Annotated in this window: 13 protein-coding genes; 11 read left to right on the top strand and 2 right to left on the bottom strand. The window is 65.1% G+C overall.

Annotated features, from left to right (window positions below):
- The first annotated feature begins 18 nt into the window (after nucleotides 1-18).
- From AC3ITW_RS10130 to AC3ITW_RS10120, 3 genes are all read left to right on the top strand, one after another.
- A complete protein-coding gene (locus AC3ITW_RS10130) occupies nucleotides 19-510 on the top strand; it encodes a chemotaxis protein CheW (RefSeq protein WP_006365152.1) in 492 nt (163 codons plus the stop codon).
- Nucleotides 511-646: 136 nt separating this feature from the next.
- On the top strand, nucleotides 647-1030 hold the full coding sequence (locus AC3ITW_RS10125) for a hypothetical protein (RefSeq protein ID WP_005409515.1): 384 nt from the start codon (nucleotides 647-649) through the stop codon (nucleotides 1028-1030).
- 101 nt (nucleotides 1031-1131) lie between these two features.
- Nucleotides 1132-3513 (top strand): methyl-accepting chemotaxis protein, encoded by a 2382-nt coding sequence (locus AC3ITW_RS10120; protein ID WP_485618624.1) that lies wholly within the window; start codon nucleotides 1132-1134, stop codon nucleotides 3511-3513.
- Nucleotides 3514-3792: 279 nt separating this feature from the next.
- Here AC3ITW_RS10120 and AC3ITW_RS10115 read toward each other — a convergent pair whose 3' ends face one another.
- Entirely contained in the window at nucleotides 3793-4707 is a 915-nt protein-coding gene (locus AC3ITW_RS10115) for an IS110 family RNA-guided transposase (protein WP_489389826.1), read from the bottom strand.
- 786 nt (nucleotides 4708-5493) lie between these two features.
- Here AC3ITW_RS10115 and AC3ITW_RS10110 point away from each other — a divergent pair.
- The 8 genes from AC3ITW_RS10110 to AC3ITW_RS10075 all read left to right on the top strand — a co-directional run bounded on the left by AC3ITW_RS10110 (nucleotide 5494) and on the right by AC3ITW_RS10075 (nucleotide 13879).
- The gene (locus tag AC3ITW_RS10110; RefSeq protein ID WP_489390304.1) at nucleotides 5494-7761 is read left to right on the top strand and encodes a methyl-accepting chemotaxis protein; all 2268 of its coding nucleotides are present in this window, start codon (nucleotides 5494-5496) and stop codon (nucleotides 7759-7761) included.
- Nucleotides 7762-7798: 37 nt separating this feature from the next.
- Complete coding sequence (locus AC3ITW_RS10105) at nucleotides 7799-8668, top strand: CheR family methyltransferase (protein WP_100434577.1); 870 nt, start codon at nucleotides 7799-7801, stop codon at nucleotides 8666-8668.
- Complete coding sequence (gene cheD, locus AC3ITW_RS10100) at nucleotides 8665-9261, top strand: chemoreceptor glutamine deamidase CheD (protein ID WP_008264676.1); 597 nt, start codon at nucleotides 8665-8667, stop codon at nucleotides 9259-9261. The genes AC3ITW_RS10105 and cheD overlap by 4 nt, the downstream gene beginning before the upstream one ends.
- Nucleotides 9258-10331 (top strand): protein-glutamate methylesterase/protein-glutamine glutaminase, encoded by a 1074-nt coding sequence (locus tag AC3ITW_RS10095; RefSeq protein ID WP_012510951.1) that lies wholly within the window; start codon nucleotides 9258-9260, stop codon nucleotides 10329-10331. Before cheD ends, AC3ITW_RS10095 begins: the two co-directional genes overlap by 4 nt.
- A gap of 319 nt (nucleotides 10332-10650) precedes the next feature.
- A complete protein-coding gene (locus AC3ITW_RS10090) occupies nucleotides 10651-11454 on the top strand; it encodes an alpha/beta fold hydrolase (protein ID WP_489390303.1) in 804 nt (267 codons plus the stop codon).
- Nucleotides 11455-11598: 144 nt separating this feature from the next.
- On the top strand, nucleotides 11599-11763 hold the full coding sequence (locus AC3ITW_RS10085) for a hypothetical protein (RefSeq protein ID WP_157806617.1): 165 nt from the start codon (nucleotides 11599-11601) through the stop codon (nucleotides 11761-11763).
- Nucleotides 11757-12395, top strand: coding sequence for a hypothetical protein (locus AC3ITW_RS10080; RefSeq protein WP_006365084.1), 639 nt, complete (start codon nucleotides 11757-11759; stop codon nucleotides 12393-12395). Before AC3ITW_RS10085 ends, AC3ITW_RS10080 begins: the two co-directional genes overlap by 7 nt.
- Complete coding sequence (locus AC3ITW_RS10075; protein ID WP_489390302.1) at nucleotides 12392-13879, top strand: XVIPCD domain-containing protein; 1488 nt, start codon at nucleotides 12392-12394, stop codon at nucleotides 13877-13879. Before AC3ITW_RS10080 ends, AC3ITW_RS10075 begins: the two co-directional genes overlap by 4 nt.
- 92 nt (nucleotides 13880-13971) lie before the next feature.
- Here AC3ITW_RS10075 and acnB read toward each other — a convergent pair whose 3' ends face one another.
- A complete protein-coding gene (acnB, locus tag AC3ITW_RS10070; protein WP_100434573.1) occupies nucleotides 13972-16563 on the bottom strand; it encodes a bifunctional aconitate hydratase 2/2-methylisocitrate dehydratase in 2592 nt (863 codons plus the stop codon).
- Between the last annotated feature and the right edge of the window lie 2 nt (nucleotides 16564-16565).

Genomic DNA, 16565 nt, shown 5'->3' with positions numbered 1-16565 from the left:
CAGAACCAGGACCCCTCGATGAACGACAAGACCAGCACCACCGCCAGCGCCGGTGGCGAATTCCTCAGCTTCACCCTCGGCGCCGAGCACTACGGCGTGGACATCCTCAAGGTGCAGGAAATCCGCGGCTACGACGCGGTCACCCGCGTGCCGGATGCACCGGACTACATCAAGGGTGTGATCAACCTGCGCGGCACCATCGTGCCCGTCATCGATCTGCGCCTGAAGCTGCGCCTGGACAATGCCCGCTACGACGCCTTCACCGTGATGATCGTGCTGAATGTCGACGACCGCGTGGTCGGCATCGTCGTGGACAGCGTCTCCGACGTGATCCCGCTGTCGGCCGAGCAGATCCGCCCGACTCCGGAATTCGGCGCTGCCGTCGATACCCGCTTCATTTCCGGCATCGGCACCCAGGACGACCGCATGCTGATCCTGCTGGACATCGAGACCCTGCTCGACAGTGCGGACATGGGCCAGGCCAGCCTCGTCGAAGACGCCGCCGCCTGAGCCAGCGGACCTGCTTCACGTTCTGGTCACAAAACCCTTCAGTTCCCCCCGGCAGTGCCGATAGGGGGACAGAAGCCGGCCGCGCAGGAGCGCGCAGGACCGGAACGACCATCACCATCCCCGGAGATACACCTCGATGAAGTCCCTGCTTGCGTTCGTTTCGGCCGCTGTCCTGGCCACCACTGCGTCCTCCGCTTTCGCCCAGGCGGCCGACATGATCCCGCCGGAACTGGCACCGCGCTCGGTCGGCAAGGACGGCATGGTCTGTGGCAAGGTCGAGAAGGCTCGCTACGCGGAAGGTTCCGAAGGCCAGCCGACCTTCCTGTACATGGGCGGCGCCTTCCCGCGCCACACCTTCTCGGCCCGCATCGCCGGCGAGAACCGCGGCAAGTTCTCCTTCCCGCTGGAAACGCTGGAAGGCAAGACCGTGTGCGTCATCGGCAAGATCCAGCGCGACGCCTCGCGCGCCGAAATCGAAGTCAGCTCGCCGGCTGGCCTGAAGCTGGCCAACATCAAGTAATCCGCTGTCCATCCGACCACGCCGGCCCTTGGACCGGCGTGGTCGCTGCTGCAACCGGGCCCGACGCCCGGACGCGTCTGCCTTAGGAGATCGCAACGCCCATGCCGTGGATCAACAACCTGAAACTGATGCCGAAGCTGATGCTGACCTTCGGCGTTCTCCTGCTGGTGATGCTGCTGCAGGGCATCGTCGCCTACCGTGGCCTGCACTCGCTGAACAACGTCACCACCGAGTTGGCCGGTTCACGCATGGAGAGCATCCGCATGGCCGGCGAGATGCGCGGCATGCTCGGTGAGTACCGCAACGCCGCCTACCAGCAGTTGATCCGCGCAAGCGACGACGTCAAGGCAGACGCCCGCAAGCAGTCCACTGAACTGCGCGAAAGCATGGACAAGTCGATCAAGGGCTATCCGGCGCTGGTCGACAATCCGCAGCAGAAGAAGCTGTTCGATACCTTCGCCAAGGAATGGAAGGAGGCACTGGCCTCCTACGACAGCGTCACCGAGATGCTGGAGCTGGACCTGCCCGACGATGCGATCGACACCTTCGTCGGTGAGACCCGCGCCAAGCACCGCAAGGCCGGGGCCGCACTGGAAGCCCTGATTGCCGAAGACAATCGCCTCGCCCGCGCTTCGCGCGAAGAGGCCGAATCCACCTACGCCGCCTCGGCCGTGCTGACCGTGATCGCCCTGCTGGGCGGTGCCGCGCTCGGCCTGGTGCTGGTCTGGCTGTTCGCACGCGCCCTGGTCGGCAGCGTGCGTGGCGCCGTCTCGGTTGCCAACGATGTGGCCGGTGGCAAGCTTGATGGCCATATCGATGTCAGCCGCAAGGACGAAGTCGGTGAGCTGATGCAGGCCATGCAGCGCATGCAGCGCGACCTGCGCGAGCGCACCGAAACCGACCAGGCCATCGCCCGCGAGAACCTGCGCATCCGCACCGCGCTGGACTACAGCTCGACCGGCGTGTACCTGACCGACACCAGCAACACCATCGTCTACAGCAATCGCGCCCTGCAGCAGACCCTGACCCAGTACCAGGACGAGGTTCGCCGCGACCTGCCGGACTTCGATGCGCAGGCCTCGCTGGTCGGCAAGCCGGTCACCGTGCTCGAGCACCGTGGCGAGATGGACCAGACCCTGCTCGGCAACCTGAAGGCGCACGGCGTGGCCCGTCGTCCGATGCAGTACGGCGATGCCCAGTTCGCCCAGGTGGTGTCGACCATCCGCAACGAAGGCGGCGACACTGTTGGCTACGTGGTGGAATGGCGCGACCGCACCCAGGAAGCGCAGGTCGAGGCCGAAGTGGCGCGCGTGATCGCCCAGGCTGCCGCCGGCGACCTGTCCGGCCGCATCGACGCCAGCGACAAGGAAGGCTTCTTCCTGCAGCTGGCCCAGCAGATCAACGGCCTGCTCGACGCCAACGCCGGCAGCATCGAACAGATCTCCGGCCTGCTCGCTGCGCTGTCGCAGGGTGATCTGACCGTGCGCATGCACGGCGATTACCAGGGCGTGTTCGCCCGCATGCGCGATGATGCCAACGCCACCGCCGCGCAGCTGAGCGAGATCGTCACCCGTATCAAGCAGTCCAGCCGTGCGATCAGCTCGGCCGCCGGCGAAATCGCCTCGGGCAACAGCGACCTGTCGCGCCGCACCGAGCAGCAGGCCGCCAACCTGGAAGAAACCGCCGCCTCGATGGAGGAGCTGACCTCGACCGTTCGCCAGAACGCCGAGCATGCCCGCCAGGCCAACCAGCTGGCCATCGGCGCACATGGCGTGGCCTCGCAGGGCGGCGACGTGGTCGGCCAGGTGGTCACCACGATGTCGGCCATCCAGGCCTCGTCGAAGAAAATCGCCGAGATCATCTCGGTCATCGACGGCATCGCGTTCCAGACCAACATCCTGGCGCTGAATGCCGCTGTGGAAGCCGCACGTGCCGGCGAACAGGGTCGTGGCTTTGCCGTGGTCGCCAGCGAGGTGCGTACCCTCGCCCAGCGCTCGGCCGCCGCCGCCAAGGAAATCAAGGGCCTGATCGACGACTCGGTCGGCAAGGTCAACGACGGCTCGGCGCTGGTGCACAAGGCCGGCGCCACCATGGGCGAGATCGTCGCCTCGGTGCAACGCGTGACCGACATCATGGCCGAGATCTCCGCGGCTTCGCAGGAACAGAGTGCCGGCATCGAACAGGTCAACCAGACCGTGGTGCAGATGGACGAAACCACCCAGCAGAACGCCGCGCTTGTGGAAGAAGCCACCGCCGCCGCACGTGCAATGGAAGAGCAGGCTGGGCACCTCAGCGAGGCCGTGTCGATCTTCGTGGTCGACGAAGCCGAGGTCGTGGCCGCTCCGCGCAAGGCAGTCGCAGCGCCGGCACCACGTGCCGCCGCACCGGTCGCACCGGCTCCGGTCGCCCCACCGGCCCGACGCACTGCAGGCGGCCGTCCGATGGCCACCGAACTGGCTGACGGAGACTGGCAGGAGTTCTGATTCCTGCCTGACGTGATGTACGGGAACGCCCTGGCCCTGCGCTGGGGCGTTTTCGTTTACGGGGGTATCTGGATATCAGCCAACGGCGGAGCCCCTCGGGGTGGTCGGTCGAAAAGCTGGGCTGCTGAGATTTGGCCGGGAGGGTGGATTGCGCAGGGGACGCCGTGAATACGTCCTTGTAGCAACTGTGTTGCTGGAGAGTCTCAGGCCCGTCAGGTAAACGGGCACGGTAGTGCCGGCCGCTGGCCGGCAGCCTTTGGTCTTTCGCCCTGGCTCGCCTCAGGCGGGGACTAGCCCGCTTTCAGCGTCGCGCACACGGGCGTTGAGGATGACCAGCATCTTCCGCATCACTGCCACGATGGCCACCTTGCCTTCCTTGCCGCGGGCTCGTAGCGACTGGTAAAAATCGCGCAGCCGAGGTTCATGCCGCATGGCCGACATTGCCGCCATGTAGAGCACTTGCCGGATTTCGGCTCTTCCACCGTGGATGCTTCGTTTTCCTCTCATCGTGCCGCTGTCGTGGGACATCGGGGCTACCCCGACCAGGCTGGCGATGCGCTTGCCAGTGATCCTGCCAAGCTCTGGCAGATAGCTGGCTAGAACTGCCTGCAGCACAGGCCCTACGCCCTTCATCGACTTCAGCATCTTCAGTTGAGGCTGCTGACCAACCTGCTCGACGATCTGCTTGCCCAGACGCTCAACCAACGTTTGTAGGCGGGTGATGTTGCCTTGCAGTAGTCGGCGCAGTTCACGATCAAGCACCATTTCCTGCTGCTGCCGCGCGATGGTCAGGGCGTCCATCGCCTGCCGACGTGCCCGAACGAACTCCCGCATCTTCTGCTGCCAAGACTGCAGCGGCTGATAGGGAGGCAGCTTCACCAGGGCGGCCATCTGCGCCAACGCGTAGGCATCCAAACGGTCGGTTTTGGCAATCTGACCCAGACCCTGAGCCAGTTTCCGGGCGCGCAAGGCATTGGCACGGACCACCGGATGACCGGCCTTGTGCAGGAAATCCAGCACAGGCTGCTCATAGCCACCTGTGGCTTCAAGCACGATCTGGCTGGTCGGACGCTTCTTCAGCCAAACATCCAGTTCAGAAAACCCGGAGCGGTTGTTGCCGACCTGCAGGGTTTCTCCGTCCGTCGTACCGATATCCAGCTGACGCTTGCTGACATCAATCCCGATCCCGTTCATCACCTGACTCCGTATAGTCTGGAAGGGTCGAGAGCTCCCCCGCTTGCCCAGTCTTATCGCTTCGAGTGGTCGCTCCAGCAACTGTTCGGGCGGATCAAGGGAGATTCCGGCGTGGGCGCCAAGCTACATGGCGATCGTCGCGATCCTGGTTACGGATCGTCGAGATCTAGGCTCGCACGGCGGCCCACGCCGGCTCTCGACGCCTACGCTGCCAGATTCCGATCAGATAAGGCTCGGGCGCGCCATCCATGGCGCTTACGCCCCTGCGCAACCCACCCTCCCGGCCACGGACACTTTCCGTGCGCGTCCACCCCGGATTGAAGAAAGAAGAGCAAAGAGCAAAGAGCCTGGTCGCTTCCGGGGTCAGATCCGTTTTCCGCAGGAAAACGGATCTGACCTCTCTTTCCAATTGGAAACCCAACGCTCTTGCCGTCCGCCGAAGTGAAGCCCTGGCGGGCCGGGTCGGGGTGGGCAGGCAGGACCGTTGGCGCCATGGATGGCGCCATCGAGCCCCCATGGATGGGTTCACGGCGTGTCCTGCCTGCCCACCCCGACCCAGCCACCCACTGAAAATTCAGAGCCGACCAACCGCCGTTGCTGTTGCTGTTGCCGTCGCTTCAAAAGCCTGCCGCAGGCAGCGCCGCAGCCGCCGCTGCAAGGAAACCTGAATACGTTCGGACACTGCGCCTCAACCCCCCGCCCCCGCGGCCGATAACGGGGTTGTCACGGCGTATCACGCCGCGACCGGCTCGGCGCCGCCCGCCTGCTTCAACCTGGTCCTGCTCGATGAATCTTCTGCATCGCTGGCAACACTACTTCAGCAACCTCTCCGTCCGGCGCAAGCTCAACCTGCTGACGCTGCTCATCGCGCTCGGCGTGATCGCGCTGTCGGTGATCGCCGCCCGCATGCAGTACCTGGACCTGACCGAGACCCGCAAGACCGCGCTGAAGACCCAGGTCGAACTGAGCGATGGCATCCTCCAGCACTACCATCGCCTGGCCGGCACCGGCGAGCTCAGCGAGGAGGCTGCCAAGACCGCTGCCCTGCAGGCGCTGGAAGTGATGCGCGCCGAGAACGACACCTATTACTACAACGTCTACGACACCGGCTATCGCCTGTTGATGCACCCGTTCCGCAAGGACCTGGTCGGCAAGGACATGAAGGACTTCCGCACCGACGACGGCGTACGGATCTACTACGACCAGGTCGAGGCGGCCAAGGCAGGCGGCGGCTTCGTCAACTACCGCTGGGCCAAGCCGGGCAGCAAGGGCGACGTCGAGAAGGTGGCCTACGCCAGCCTGTTCGCACCCTGGAACTGGGTGATCAGCAGCGGCGTCTACATGGATGACGTTCAGAAGCAGGCGCTGGTGTTCACCGCCATCATGGCCCTCTCCGGCGGCGTGCTTGTGCTGATCGTACTGGCCCTGAGCTGGGTCATCGGCAATCGCATCGCCGTGCCGCTGAAACAGGCCACTGCCGTCGCCGAAGGCATCGCCGCCGGCAAGCTCGACAGCCATATCGGCCCGCAGCCGCATGATGAAACCGGCCGCCTGCTGGAGGCGATGGCCGGCATGCAGCAGCAGCTGCACGCGGTGATCGGCGGCCAGCGCGAAATGGCCCGCCGCCACGACGGTGGCGAGCTGAGCTACCGCATCGATGCCAGCGCCTTCCCCGGCGAGTACGGGCTGATGGTGCAGGAAACCAACGCCCTGGTCGGCGGCCATGTGCAGACCCTGCACGATGTACTGGAGGTGGTGCAGCAGTACGCGGTCGGCGACCTCAGCCGTGACATCGCACGCTACCCGGGCGAGAAGGCGGTGATGACCACCACCGTCGATACGGTCAAGGCCAACCTTGGCCGCATCAACGCCGAGATCAAGCAGTTGGCCAGTTCCGCCGCCGCCGGCGACTTCAGCCGTCGTGGCGACGCGCAGCGCTTCGACCACGATTTCCGCCTGATGCTGGAAAACCTCAACGCGATGATGGCGGTCAGCGATGACAACCTCGGCAAGCTCTCACAGCTGCTGTCGGCCATCGCCGAAGGCGACCTGACCGCACGCATGCATGGCGATTACCAGGGCGTGTTCGCGCGCATGCGTGACGATGCCAACACCACCGTCACCCAGCTGACCCAGATCGTCGGCCAGATCCAGGCCAGCACGTCCAGCATCACCCTCGCCGCTGGTGAGATCGCGTCGGGCAACAGCGACCTGTCGCGCCGTACCGAGCAGCAGGCTGCCAATCTGGAAGAAACCGCGGCCTCGATGGAGGAGCTGACCTCCACCGTGCGCCAGAACGCCGAGCATGCCCGCCAGGCCAACCAGCTCGCCATCGGCGCGCAGGGTGTGGCCTCGCAGGGTGGCAGCGTGGTCGGCCAGGTGGTCAACACCATGTCGGCCATCGAAGCCTCGTCGAAGAAGATCGCCGAGATCATCAGCGTCATCGATGGCATCGCCTTCCAGACCAACATCCTGGCGCTGAACGCCGCAGTGGAAGCCGCACGTGCCGGCGAACAGGGCCGTGGCTTTGCCGTGGTCGCCAGCGAAGTGCGCACCCTCGCCCAGCGCTCGGCCGCCGCCGCCAAGGAGATCAAGGGCCTGATCGATGACTCGGTCGGCAAGGTCGCCGAGGGCTCCAGCCTGGTCCACCAGGCCGGCAGCACCATGGCCGAGATCGTCGCCTCGGTGCAGCGCGTGACCGACATCATGGCCGAGATCTCCGCGGCCTCGCAGGAGCAGTCGGCCGGCATCGAGCAGGTCAACCAGACCGTGGTGCAGATGGACGAAACCACCCAGCAGAATGCTGCGCTGGTGGAAGAAGCCACCGCCGCCGCACGTGCGATGGAAGAACAAGCTGGCCAGCTGGCCGACGCCGTGGCGATCTTCCGCCTGGACAACCAGGTCTCCGCCGCGATGAAGGCAGTGGCCGCGCGTGTCGAGCCAGCCACCACCGCAGCGGTTGCGCCGCGTCCGCAGGCCACGCCGGCACCCCTGCGTCGCAGCAGCAACGCCAGCACCTTCGTCGCCAGCGACAGCGACTGGCAGGAATTCTGAGACCCACCCGCGGCGGCTTCGGCCGCCGCCTCTGCCGATGGACACGTCCCCCGTGCAAAGTCCTACTCCCATCGTCACCGGCCCGCGCGAATTCGAGTTCGCCGACCGTGATTTCCGCCGCGTCTGCGACCTGATCTACCAGCGCGTGGGCATTGCCCTTGCCCCGGCCAAGCGCGACATGGTCTATGGCCGCCTGTCGCGCCGCCTGCGCACGCTGGGCATGCGCAGCTTCCAGCAGTATCTGGACCATCTGGAGCAGGAAGACGGTGACGAGTGGCAGGCGTTCACCAACGCCCTGACCACCAACCTGACCTCGTTCTTCCGCGAACCGCACCACTTCGACAAGCTGCGCGAAGAACTGCAGCAGCGCGCCAGCCGTGCGCCGCTGCTGCTGTGGTCCTGCGCCGCCTCCACCGGCGAAGAACCCTATTCGATGGCGATCACCGCCTGCGAGGCCTTCGGCACAATGAAGCCGCCCGTACGCATCATCGCCACCGACGTCGACACCCAGGTGCTGGCCACCGCCGGCCGTGGCGTCTACAACATCGATCGCGTTGCGAGCCTCGACCCGGACCTGCGCCGCCGCTACTTCCAGCGCGGCAGCGGCCCCAACGAGGGCCAGTGCCGCGTGCTGCCGGCGCTGCACGATCTGATCGAGTTCCGTCCACTGAACCTGCTCGCGCCGCGCTACGACGTCGGTGGCCCGTTCGATGCGCTGTTCTGCCGCAACGTGATGATCTACTTCGACAAGCCGACCCAGCGCGCGATCCTGGGCCGGCTGGTGCAGCACCTGTCCGACGATGGCCTGCTCTACACCGGCCACTCGGAGAACTACCTGCACGCCGCCGACCTGATCCAGCCCTGCGGACGCACCCTGTACCGCCGTGCGGCAAAGGCAGGCGCATGAACGCATCGCTGCGTACCGATGATGTGATGCGTTACCAGGACGCGCGCTTCAAGACCATTGCGGCCAAGCTGCTGCCGACCCAGTACCTGGTGGTCGACGACACCACCGCGCTGACCACTACACTCGGCTCCTGCGTGGCCGCCTGCCTGCGCGACCCGGTGCTGAAGATCGGCGGCATGAACCACTTCCTGCTGCCCGAAGGCAACGCCGGCGATGGCGCACCCGCGCGCTACGGCAGCTACGCGATGGAACTGCTGATCAACGACATGCTCAAGCGCGGCGCGCACCGCAAGCGCATCGAGGCCAAGGTGTTCGGCGGCGCCAACGTGCTCAAGGGGTTCACCAGCAATCCGGTCGGCACCCGCAACGCCGAGTTCGTGCGCCAGTACCTGCAGGCCGAGCACATTCCGATCATCGCCGAGGACCTGTGCGGCATCCATCCGCGCAAGATCTGGTTCTTCGCCGATACCGGCCGCGTGGTGGTGCAGCGCCTGCCGCACGCACACGAAGCCGAAGTGGCCGCGACCGAATCGGCCGTGCGTGCACGCCTGTCCAAGGCCCCGGTCACCGGCGGCGTGGAGCTGTTCGAATGACCCTGACCGGCAACGCCCCCTGCCGGGTCCTGATCGTCGACGACTCCGCCGTCGTGCGCCAGATGCTCACCGAGATCCTGTCCAGCGATCCGTCCATCGACGTGGTCGGCACCGCCGCCGACCCGCTGCTGGCACGCGAGAAGATCAAGCGCCTGGCCCCCGACGTGATCACCCTGGACGTGGAAATGCCGCGCATGGACGGCCTGGCGTTCCTGGAAAACCTGATGCGCCTGCACCCGCTGCCGGTGGTGATGATCTCCTCGTTGACCGAACGTGGCGCCGACACCACCCTGCAGGCGCTGGCGCTGGGCGCGGTGGACTTCGTCTCCAAGCCGAAACTGGACGTGGCGCGTGGCCTGCAGGGCTACGCCGACGAGATCATCGCCAAAGTGAAGATGGCCGCGCGTTCGCGTGTGCGCCCGCTGGTGCGCACGGCCCTGCCCAAACTGACACTGGACGCCGCCCCGGCGATGCGTGCCGCCACGCCGCAGTTCCGCACCACCGACCGCCTGATCGCGATCGGCTCGTCGGCCGGTGGCACCGAAGCGCTGCGTGTGGTGCTGGAAGGCATGCCGGCCGACGCGCCCGCCGTGGTGATGACCCAGCACCTGCCGGCCAGCTTCAGCAGCGCCTTCGCCGAACGCCTGGACCGGCACTCGGCGATGGCCGTGCGCGAGGCCAGCGACGGCGAGGCCGTGCTGCCAGGCCACGCCTACCTGCCGCCGGGTGGCAAGCACCTGCGCATCATCCGCGATGGTGCGCGCTGGCGTTGCCGGGTCGACGACGGCCCGGCAGTGAACCGGCACAAGCCTGCGGTGGATGTGCTGTTCCGCTCGGTCGCGCAGAACGCCGGCGGCAACGCCATCGGCGCCATCCTCACCGGCATGGGCGATGACGGCGCCCGTGGCCTGCTGGAGATGCGCCAGGCCGGCGCCCCGACGCTGGTGCAGGACGAGGCCACCAGCGTGGTGTGGGGCATGCCCGGTGCGGCCTTCAAGCTCGGCGCTGCCGAAGAGCAGGTGCCGCTGGAGCGGATTGCCGAGCGGTTGCTCTCGCTTGCCCGTGGCTGATGGAATGGCTGTAGAGCCGAAGGCAACGGCAGGAGCCGTTGCCAACGTCGCTTGCGACGGCCCGCAGGGGGCCGGGCAAGGACGCCCGGCATAACCCATGCTCGGCTCAGCATCAGGCCACACACACCGACCAGACGTCGCATTCAACCCGTTCGATCTGGCGATACCGTCGGACACTGGCATTTCACTAGTGCTGCTTACGCACATGTGTGACGTAATCACCTCGTTTGCGCCCGCGGGCGGATCCTGGTCGATCCGCCACATTGGACGTGCTTCCCCTGCCCCTGCAGCGTAAGGCTCCCTTCCACGGAGCCTCTCATTGCCTCTTCTCACCCATCACGATATCGGCACTGGCTTTCCGCTTGTCCTCGGCGGCAGCTATCTCTGGGGCCGCGATATGTGGGCGCCGCAGATCCAGCTGCTGTCGCGGCGCTACCGCCTGATCGTTCCAGAGCTGCCCGGACACGACAACGATCTGCCACTGTCAGCCGCCTTCACTACCCCGGCGTGCCTCGCCCATGAAGTAGGCCGCCTGCTGGATGCGCTGGGTATCGGGCAGTACGCGGTGGCCGGGCTCTCGGTGGGCGGCATGTGGGCGGCGGAACTGGCGCTGCAACGTCCCGATCAGGTCGGTTCGCTGATCCTGATGGACACCTATCTCGGTGCGGAACCGGAAGCGTCGCGGCAACGCTACTTCGGCATGCTCGACATGATCGAACAGCTGGGCTGCATCCCCGAAGCCATGGCGGAACAGATCGTGCCGCTGTTCTTCCGCCCGGGCATCGCCACCGACGATCCGATCCGGGTGATGTTCCGGCAACGACTGCTGTCCTGGCCCCGCAAGCGCCTGCTGAATGCGGTGGTGCCGCTGGGCCGCCTGATCTTCGGCCGCCCGGATCGTTTGTCGGCATTGAAAGATCTGGACCCGGAAACAACGCTGATCCTGAGCGGCGAACAGGATCTGCCACGCCCCCTGAGCGAAGCGCAGCAGATGGCCAGGGTAATCGGTTGTCGCATGCAGTCGATACCGGGCGCGGGGCATATCTCGACACTGGAGAATCCCGCCTTCACCAGCGTGCAGCTGGATGCATGGTTGCGGCAGTCGCTGCACGTCGCCTGCTAGCAAGCGGCTGAACGCTTGGCGGCGTCCCACCGGGCGTCCCACCGGACGTCCCACCGGGTAACGGCACAAGCTCCTCGGACTGAGGCCTTGGAGCACAGCTGCAGCGGGTCGTATAGTCAGATATCTCAGCGCAACGGAACGCCGATGAACGATACGTCGCAAAGCCTCGTGCCACCTGATCGCAAGGAAGGAGCATCGGGACGCAGCCAGCATGAAATGCGCAATCTCTCGCATTTACCCCGAGGTGCCCTTCATGGTGTCGCCGCACCCCGCAAAACCTTGATCAGCGACCTGGACCGCTCATGCTGAAATCCGCCCCCAGCTTTGCTCATGTTGCGTTGATCGCATTGATCACATTGGCCATTCCAGGCTGCAACAAGGAACGCTCATATCCGGTCTACCGCGAGAATCCTGCACCCAAGGATGCGCTGCCGATTGTGATTCGGGTCCACGATGCACCCGTGGAAATTCCAGTTCCCAAGATCTTCGTCACGTACGAGATAGACCCACTCTGTCTCCCTCCGGTCAACAATTGGGAGGGGGTGCAGTACGAGCCAAATCAGCACAAGGTTGAGCTTCAGGCACAACGCCTCAATGCTACTGAATTCAGCAGTCTTGTATTCAACGACGGCATGGAAGTTGCCGACTATTACGGTCGCGGCCCGTGCACTTGGACACCCGTGCTCGTGGAAGCTTCATTCGCCTTCATCATCGATGATCGCCCTATCCAAGCAACCGCATGGACTTCATTCACAAAGCTTGAAACCGAGAAACTCTCTACTACCTACGTACATCGCGCCTTACGCCCCATGACTTCAGGGGGATCGCCAGAGTGGACGGCTACCGAGCCTTCGACTTGGTACGAGAAGATGTCTCCAGATAAGCGAAAGAATTACTTCCCAATCGAAATCTCCACGCGGACTGAAGGAACAGCCCAATGAATCCTGGAGCAAATGCAGCCCTCTCAGATCATGTCTACAAGGATCCGCTCCCTGAGCCCAAAGCCATTGTTACCATTGCCGGGACGGAATATCGTGTATTGGCCAGCCTAAACTCCGCCACCGGCTACCAAGGCGTCGTTTACCATAATCTCGAATCCAAAGAAGTAATCGTCACCCATCGCGGTACCGAGTTTGATCGCCAGCCTCTGATTGACGGCGGCATCGATGCGGCGATGGTCACCGCCAGGGTCAACGCACAACTTGGTGATGCCCTCGCCCTGACCAAGCAGGCCATCAAGCTGGCTGATGAAAATGGGTATGGTCCGGTACACGTCACCGGCCACTCCCTGGGAGGTGCCCTCGCGCAGATCACCGCCCATCACTACAACCTCCCCGGCGACGCCTTCAATCCTTACGGTGCCGCGGGGCTGGCGTATCGCCTCCCTGAAGGCCAGCCGGCCAATGCGGCGCCCTTCACCAACCATGTGATGGCAGGCGACCTGGTCAGTGCGGGCGGCCCTCATTACGGCAAGGTCGAGATGTATGCGCTGCCCAGGGAACTGGAGGTTCTGCGCAACGCCGAGCACGGCCAGCGCATCGCCTCGCTCGGAACGCTTGGGATGAAGAGCGGCCATGTCATGTCCGCCGCCGTGGCGGTCCAATTGGGTGACTCCCATCGATTGGTTCATTTCCTTGATCGCATGACCGACAAGGGTCCGGTGCAGTCTGTACTGGACAACCCCCAGGCCCTGGTCACGGATCCTGAAGACCTGCGCCGGATTGCCGACTACCGCAGTGATGTTCATCAGCTGCGCGCGGCGGCGACCGTGCTTGTCGGCGGTGGACCGGGTCTGCTGCGCGACGGGGTCAATTACCTGCGCGGCACCGAGGAAGCTGGTGCGCATGCCCGCCACGAAGCTGAAGTCGCGCAGCAGGCCCGCAATGCGCTCAAGCCTGGGGAGCAACTGATCCAGGATGCAATCGACCAGGGCTCGCCCTCCCTCGGCAATCCCGGCTTCTCCCCCAGGAACCCATTGCAGGAGAGCATCGAATCCACCTTGGACAAGGCGGGCCTGGATCCCAGGAAGGAAGGCCACCCAGACCAACCTCTCTACCGGCAGATTCGCGCCGGTGTATCCGCTGTGGATGCCAGGCACGGGCGCAGCTTCGATGAAACCAGCGAGCGGATGACGGCCAGCCTGCTGGCGGCGGCCAAGAGCAGCGGCCTGGAACGCATCGATCATGTGGTCCTGGGCAATCCACCCAGCGACGGCTCGGGCCCTCGCATGTTCGTTGTGCAGGGAGCGCTCGACAATCCGGCACACCTGCGGGCGTCGGTCGCGATCAGCGAGGCAATCAGCACGCCCGTGGAGCAGTCGCTCGCCAAGATCGAACAGATGTCGCAGGTACAGCAGGTTGCCCAGCAGGACCACGCCCAGGAGCAGACCCAGGAGCAGACCCGGACAGCGATGCGCATGGGCTAGGCCACCTGGCCCGGCACACACAAAGAACCCCCGGTTTTCACCGGGGGTTCTTCGTTTCAACGGGCTACCGGCCAGCGGCCGGCACTACCGCATCAGGCAGCGACCGTCTTGGCCACGTCCTGGTATTCCTCGATCTGGTCGAAGTTCATGTAGCGGTAGATCTCCGCGCCGCTGGCGGCGATCACGCCCACATCGGCCATGTACTCTTCCTTGGTCGGGATGCGGCCCAGACGCGAGCAGATCGCGGCCAGTTCCGCCGAACCCAGGTACACGTTGGTGTTGCGGCCCAGGCGGTTCGGGAAGTTGCGGGTCGAGGTCGACATCGCGGTGGAGCCTTCGCGGATCTGCGCCTGGTTGCCCATGCACAGCGAGCAGCCCGGCATTTCCATGCGTGCACCGGTGGCGCCGAAGGTGCCGTACACGCCTTCCTTGGTCAGCTCCGAAGCATCCATCTTGGTCGGCGGGGCCACCCACAGGCGGGTCGGCAGGTCGCGCTTGCCTTCCAGCAGTTTCGCAGCTGCACGGAAATGACCGATGTTGGTCATGCACGAACCGATGAACACTTCGTCGATCTTGGCGCCGGCCACTTCGGACAGGGTCTTCACGTCGTCCGGGTCGTTCGGGCAGGCCACGATCGGCTCGTGGATGTCGGCCAGGTCGATCTCGATGACCGCGGCGTACTCGGCGTCGGCATCCGGCTCCAGCAGCTCCGGGTTGGCCAGCCACGCTTCCATCTTCTCGATACGGCGCTGCAACGAACGCGGATCCTGGTAACCCTCGGCAATCATCCACTTCAGCAGGGTGATGTTGCTGGTCAGGTACTCGATGATCGGTTCCTTGTTCAGGCGCACCGAGCAACCGGCCGCCGAACGCTCGGCCGAGGCGTCGGACAGTTCGAACGCCTGCTCGACCTTCAGTTCCGGCAGGCCTTCGATTTCCAGGATGCGGCCGGAGAAGATGTTCTTCTTGCCAGCCTTGGCCACGGTCAGCAGGCCCGACTTGATCGCGTACAGCGGGATCGCGTTGACCAGGTCACGCAGGGTCACGCCCGGCTGCATCTTGCCCTTGAAGCGCACCAGCACCGATTCCGGCATGTCCAGCGGCATCACGCCGGTGGCAGCGGCGAAGGCGACCAGGCCCGAACCGGCCGGGAACGAAATGCCCACCGGGAAACGGGTGTGCGAGTCACCACCGGTACCAACGGTGTCCGGCAGCAGCATGCGGTTGAGCCAGCTGTGGATCACGCCGTCGCCCGGACGCAGCGAGACGCCGCCACGGGTGGAGATGAACTCCGGCAGGGTGTGGTGGGTCTTCACGTCCACCGGCTTCGGGTAAGCGGCGGTATGGCAGAACGACTGCATCACCAGGTCGGCCGAGAAGCCCAGGCAGGCCAGGTCCTTCAGCTCGTCACGGGTCATCGGGCCGGTGGTGTCCTGCGAGCCGACCGAGGTCATCTTCGGTTCGCAGTAGGTGCCCGGGCGCATGCCCTGGCCTTCCGGCAGGCCACAGGCGCGGCCGACCATCTTCTGCGCCAGCGAGAAGCCCTTGCCGGTATCGACCGGCTGCACCGGCAGGCGGAACAGATCGGTCGGGGCCAGGCCCAGCGCTTCACGCGCCTTGCCGGTCAGGCCACGGCCGATGATCAGCGGAATGCGGCCACCGGCGCGCACTTCGTCGAACAGCACTTCGGACTTGACCTGGAACTCGGCGATCACTTCACCGTTCTTCAGCGCCTTGCCTTCGTACGGACGCAGCTCGACGACATCGCCGTGCTCCATCTTCGACACGTCCAGCTCGATCGGCAGTGCACCGGCATCTTCCATGGTGTTGTAGAAGATCGGGGCGATCTTCGAACCCAGGCAGACGCCACCGGCGCGCTTGTTCGGAATGAACGGAATGTCATCGCCGGTCCACCACAGCACGCTGTTGGTGGCCGACTTGCGCGAGGAACCGGTGCCGACCACGTCGCCAACGTAGGCGACCAGGTGGCCCTTGTCCTTCAGGTCGAGGATCTGCTGGATCGGGCCGCGCTTGCCGTCTTCTTCCGGGGTGAACGGCGCGTCGTCGCGCTTGTTCTTCAGCATCGCCAGGGCGTGCATCGGGATGTCCGGGCGGGTGGTCGCGTCCGGCGCCGGCGACAGGTCGTCGGTGTTGGTTTCACCCGGCACCTTGAACACGGTGATAGTCAGGCTCTGCGGCACTTCCGGGTTGCTGGTGAACCACTCGGCGTCGGCCCAGCTCTGCAGCACGGACTGGGCGTTGGCATTGCCGGCCTTGGCCTTTTCCTGCACGTCATGGAAGGCATCGAACACCAGCAGGGTCTTCTTCAGACCGTTGGCGGCGATGGTGCCGACGCTGGCGTCGTCCAGCAGCTGTACCAGCGGGGCAACGTTGTAACCGCCGAGCATGGTGCCCAGCAGTTCGGTGGCGCGCTCACGGCTGATCAGCGGGTTCTGCTCGCTGCCCAGGGCGATTGCCGCCAGGTACGAGGCCTTGACCTTGGCCGCGTCATCGACGCCGGCCGGCACGCGGTGGGTCAGCAGGTCGAGCAGGAACTCGGCCTCGCCCTGCGGCGGATTCTTCAGCAGTTCGATGACATCGGCCGTCTGCTGCGCGCTCAGCGGCAGCGGCGGGATGCCAAGCGCAGCGCGCTCGGCGACGTGGTGGCGGTAGGCTTCCAACATGA

The organism is Stenotrophomonas sp. KH_052 (genome assembly GCF_057838755.1).
Note: the sequence above shows the minus strand (reverse complement) of the source record. Positions and strands in the feature narration are given on the sequence as shown.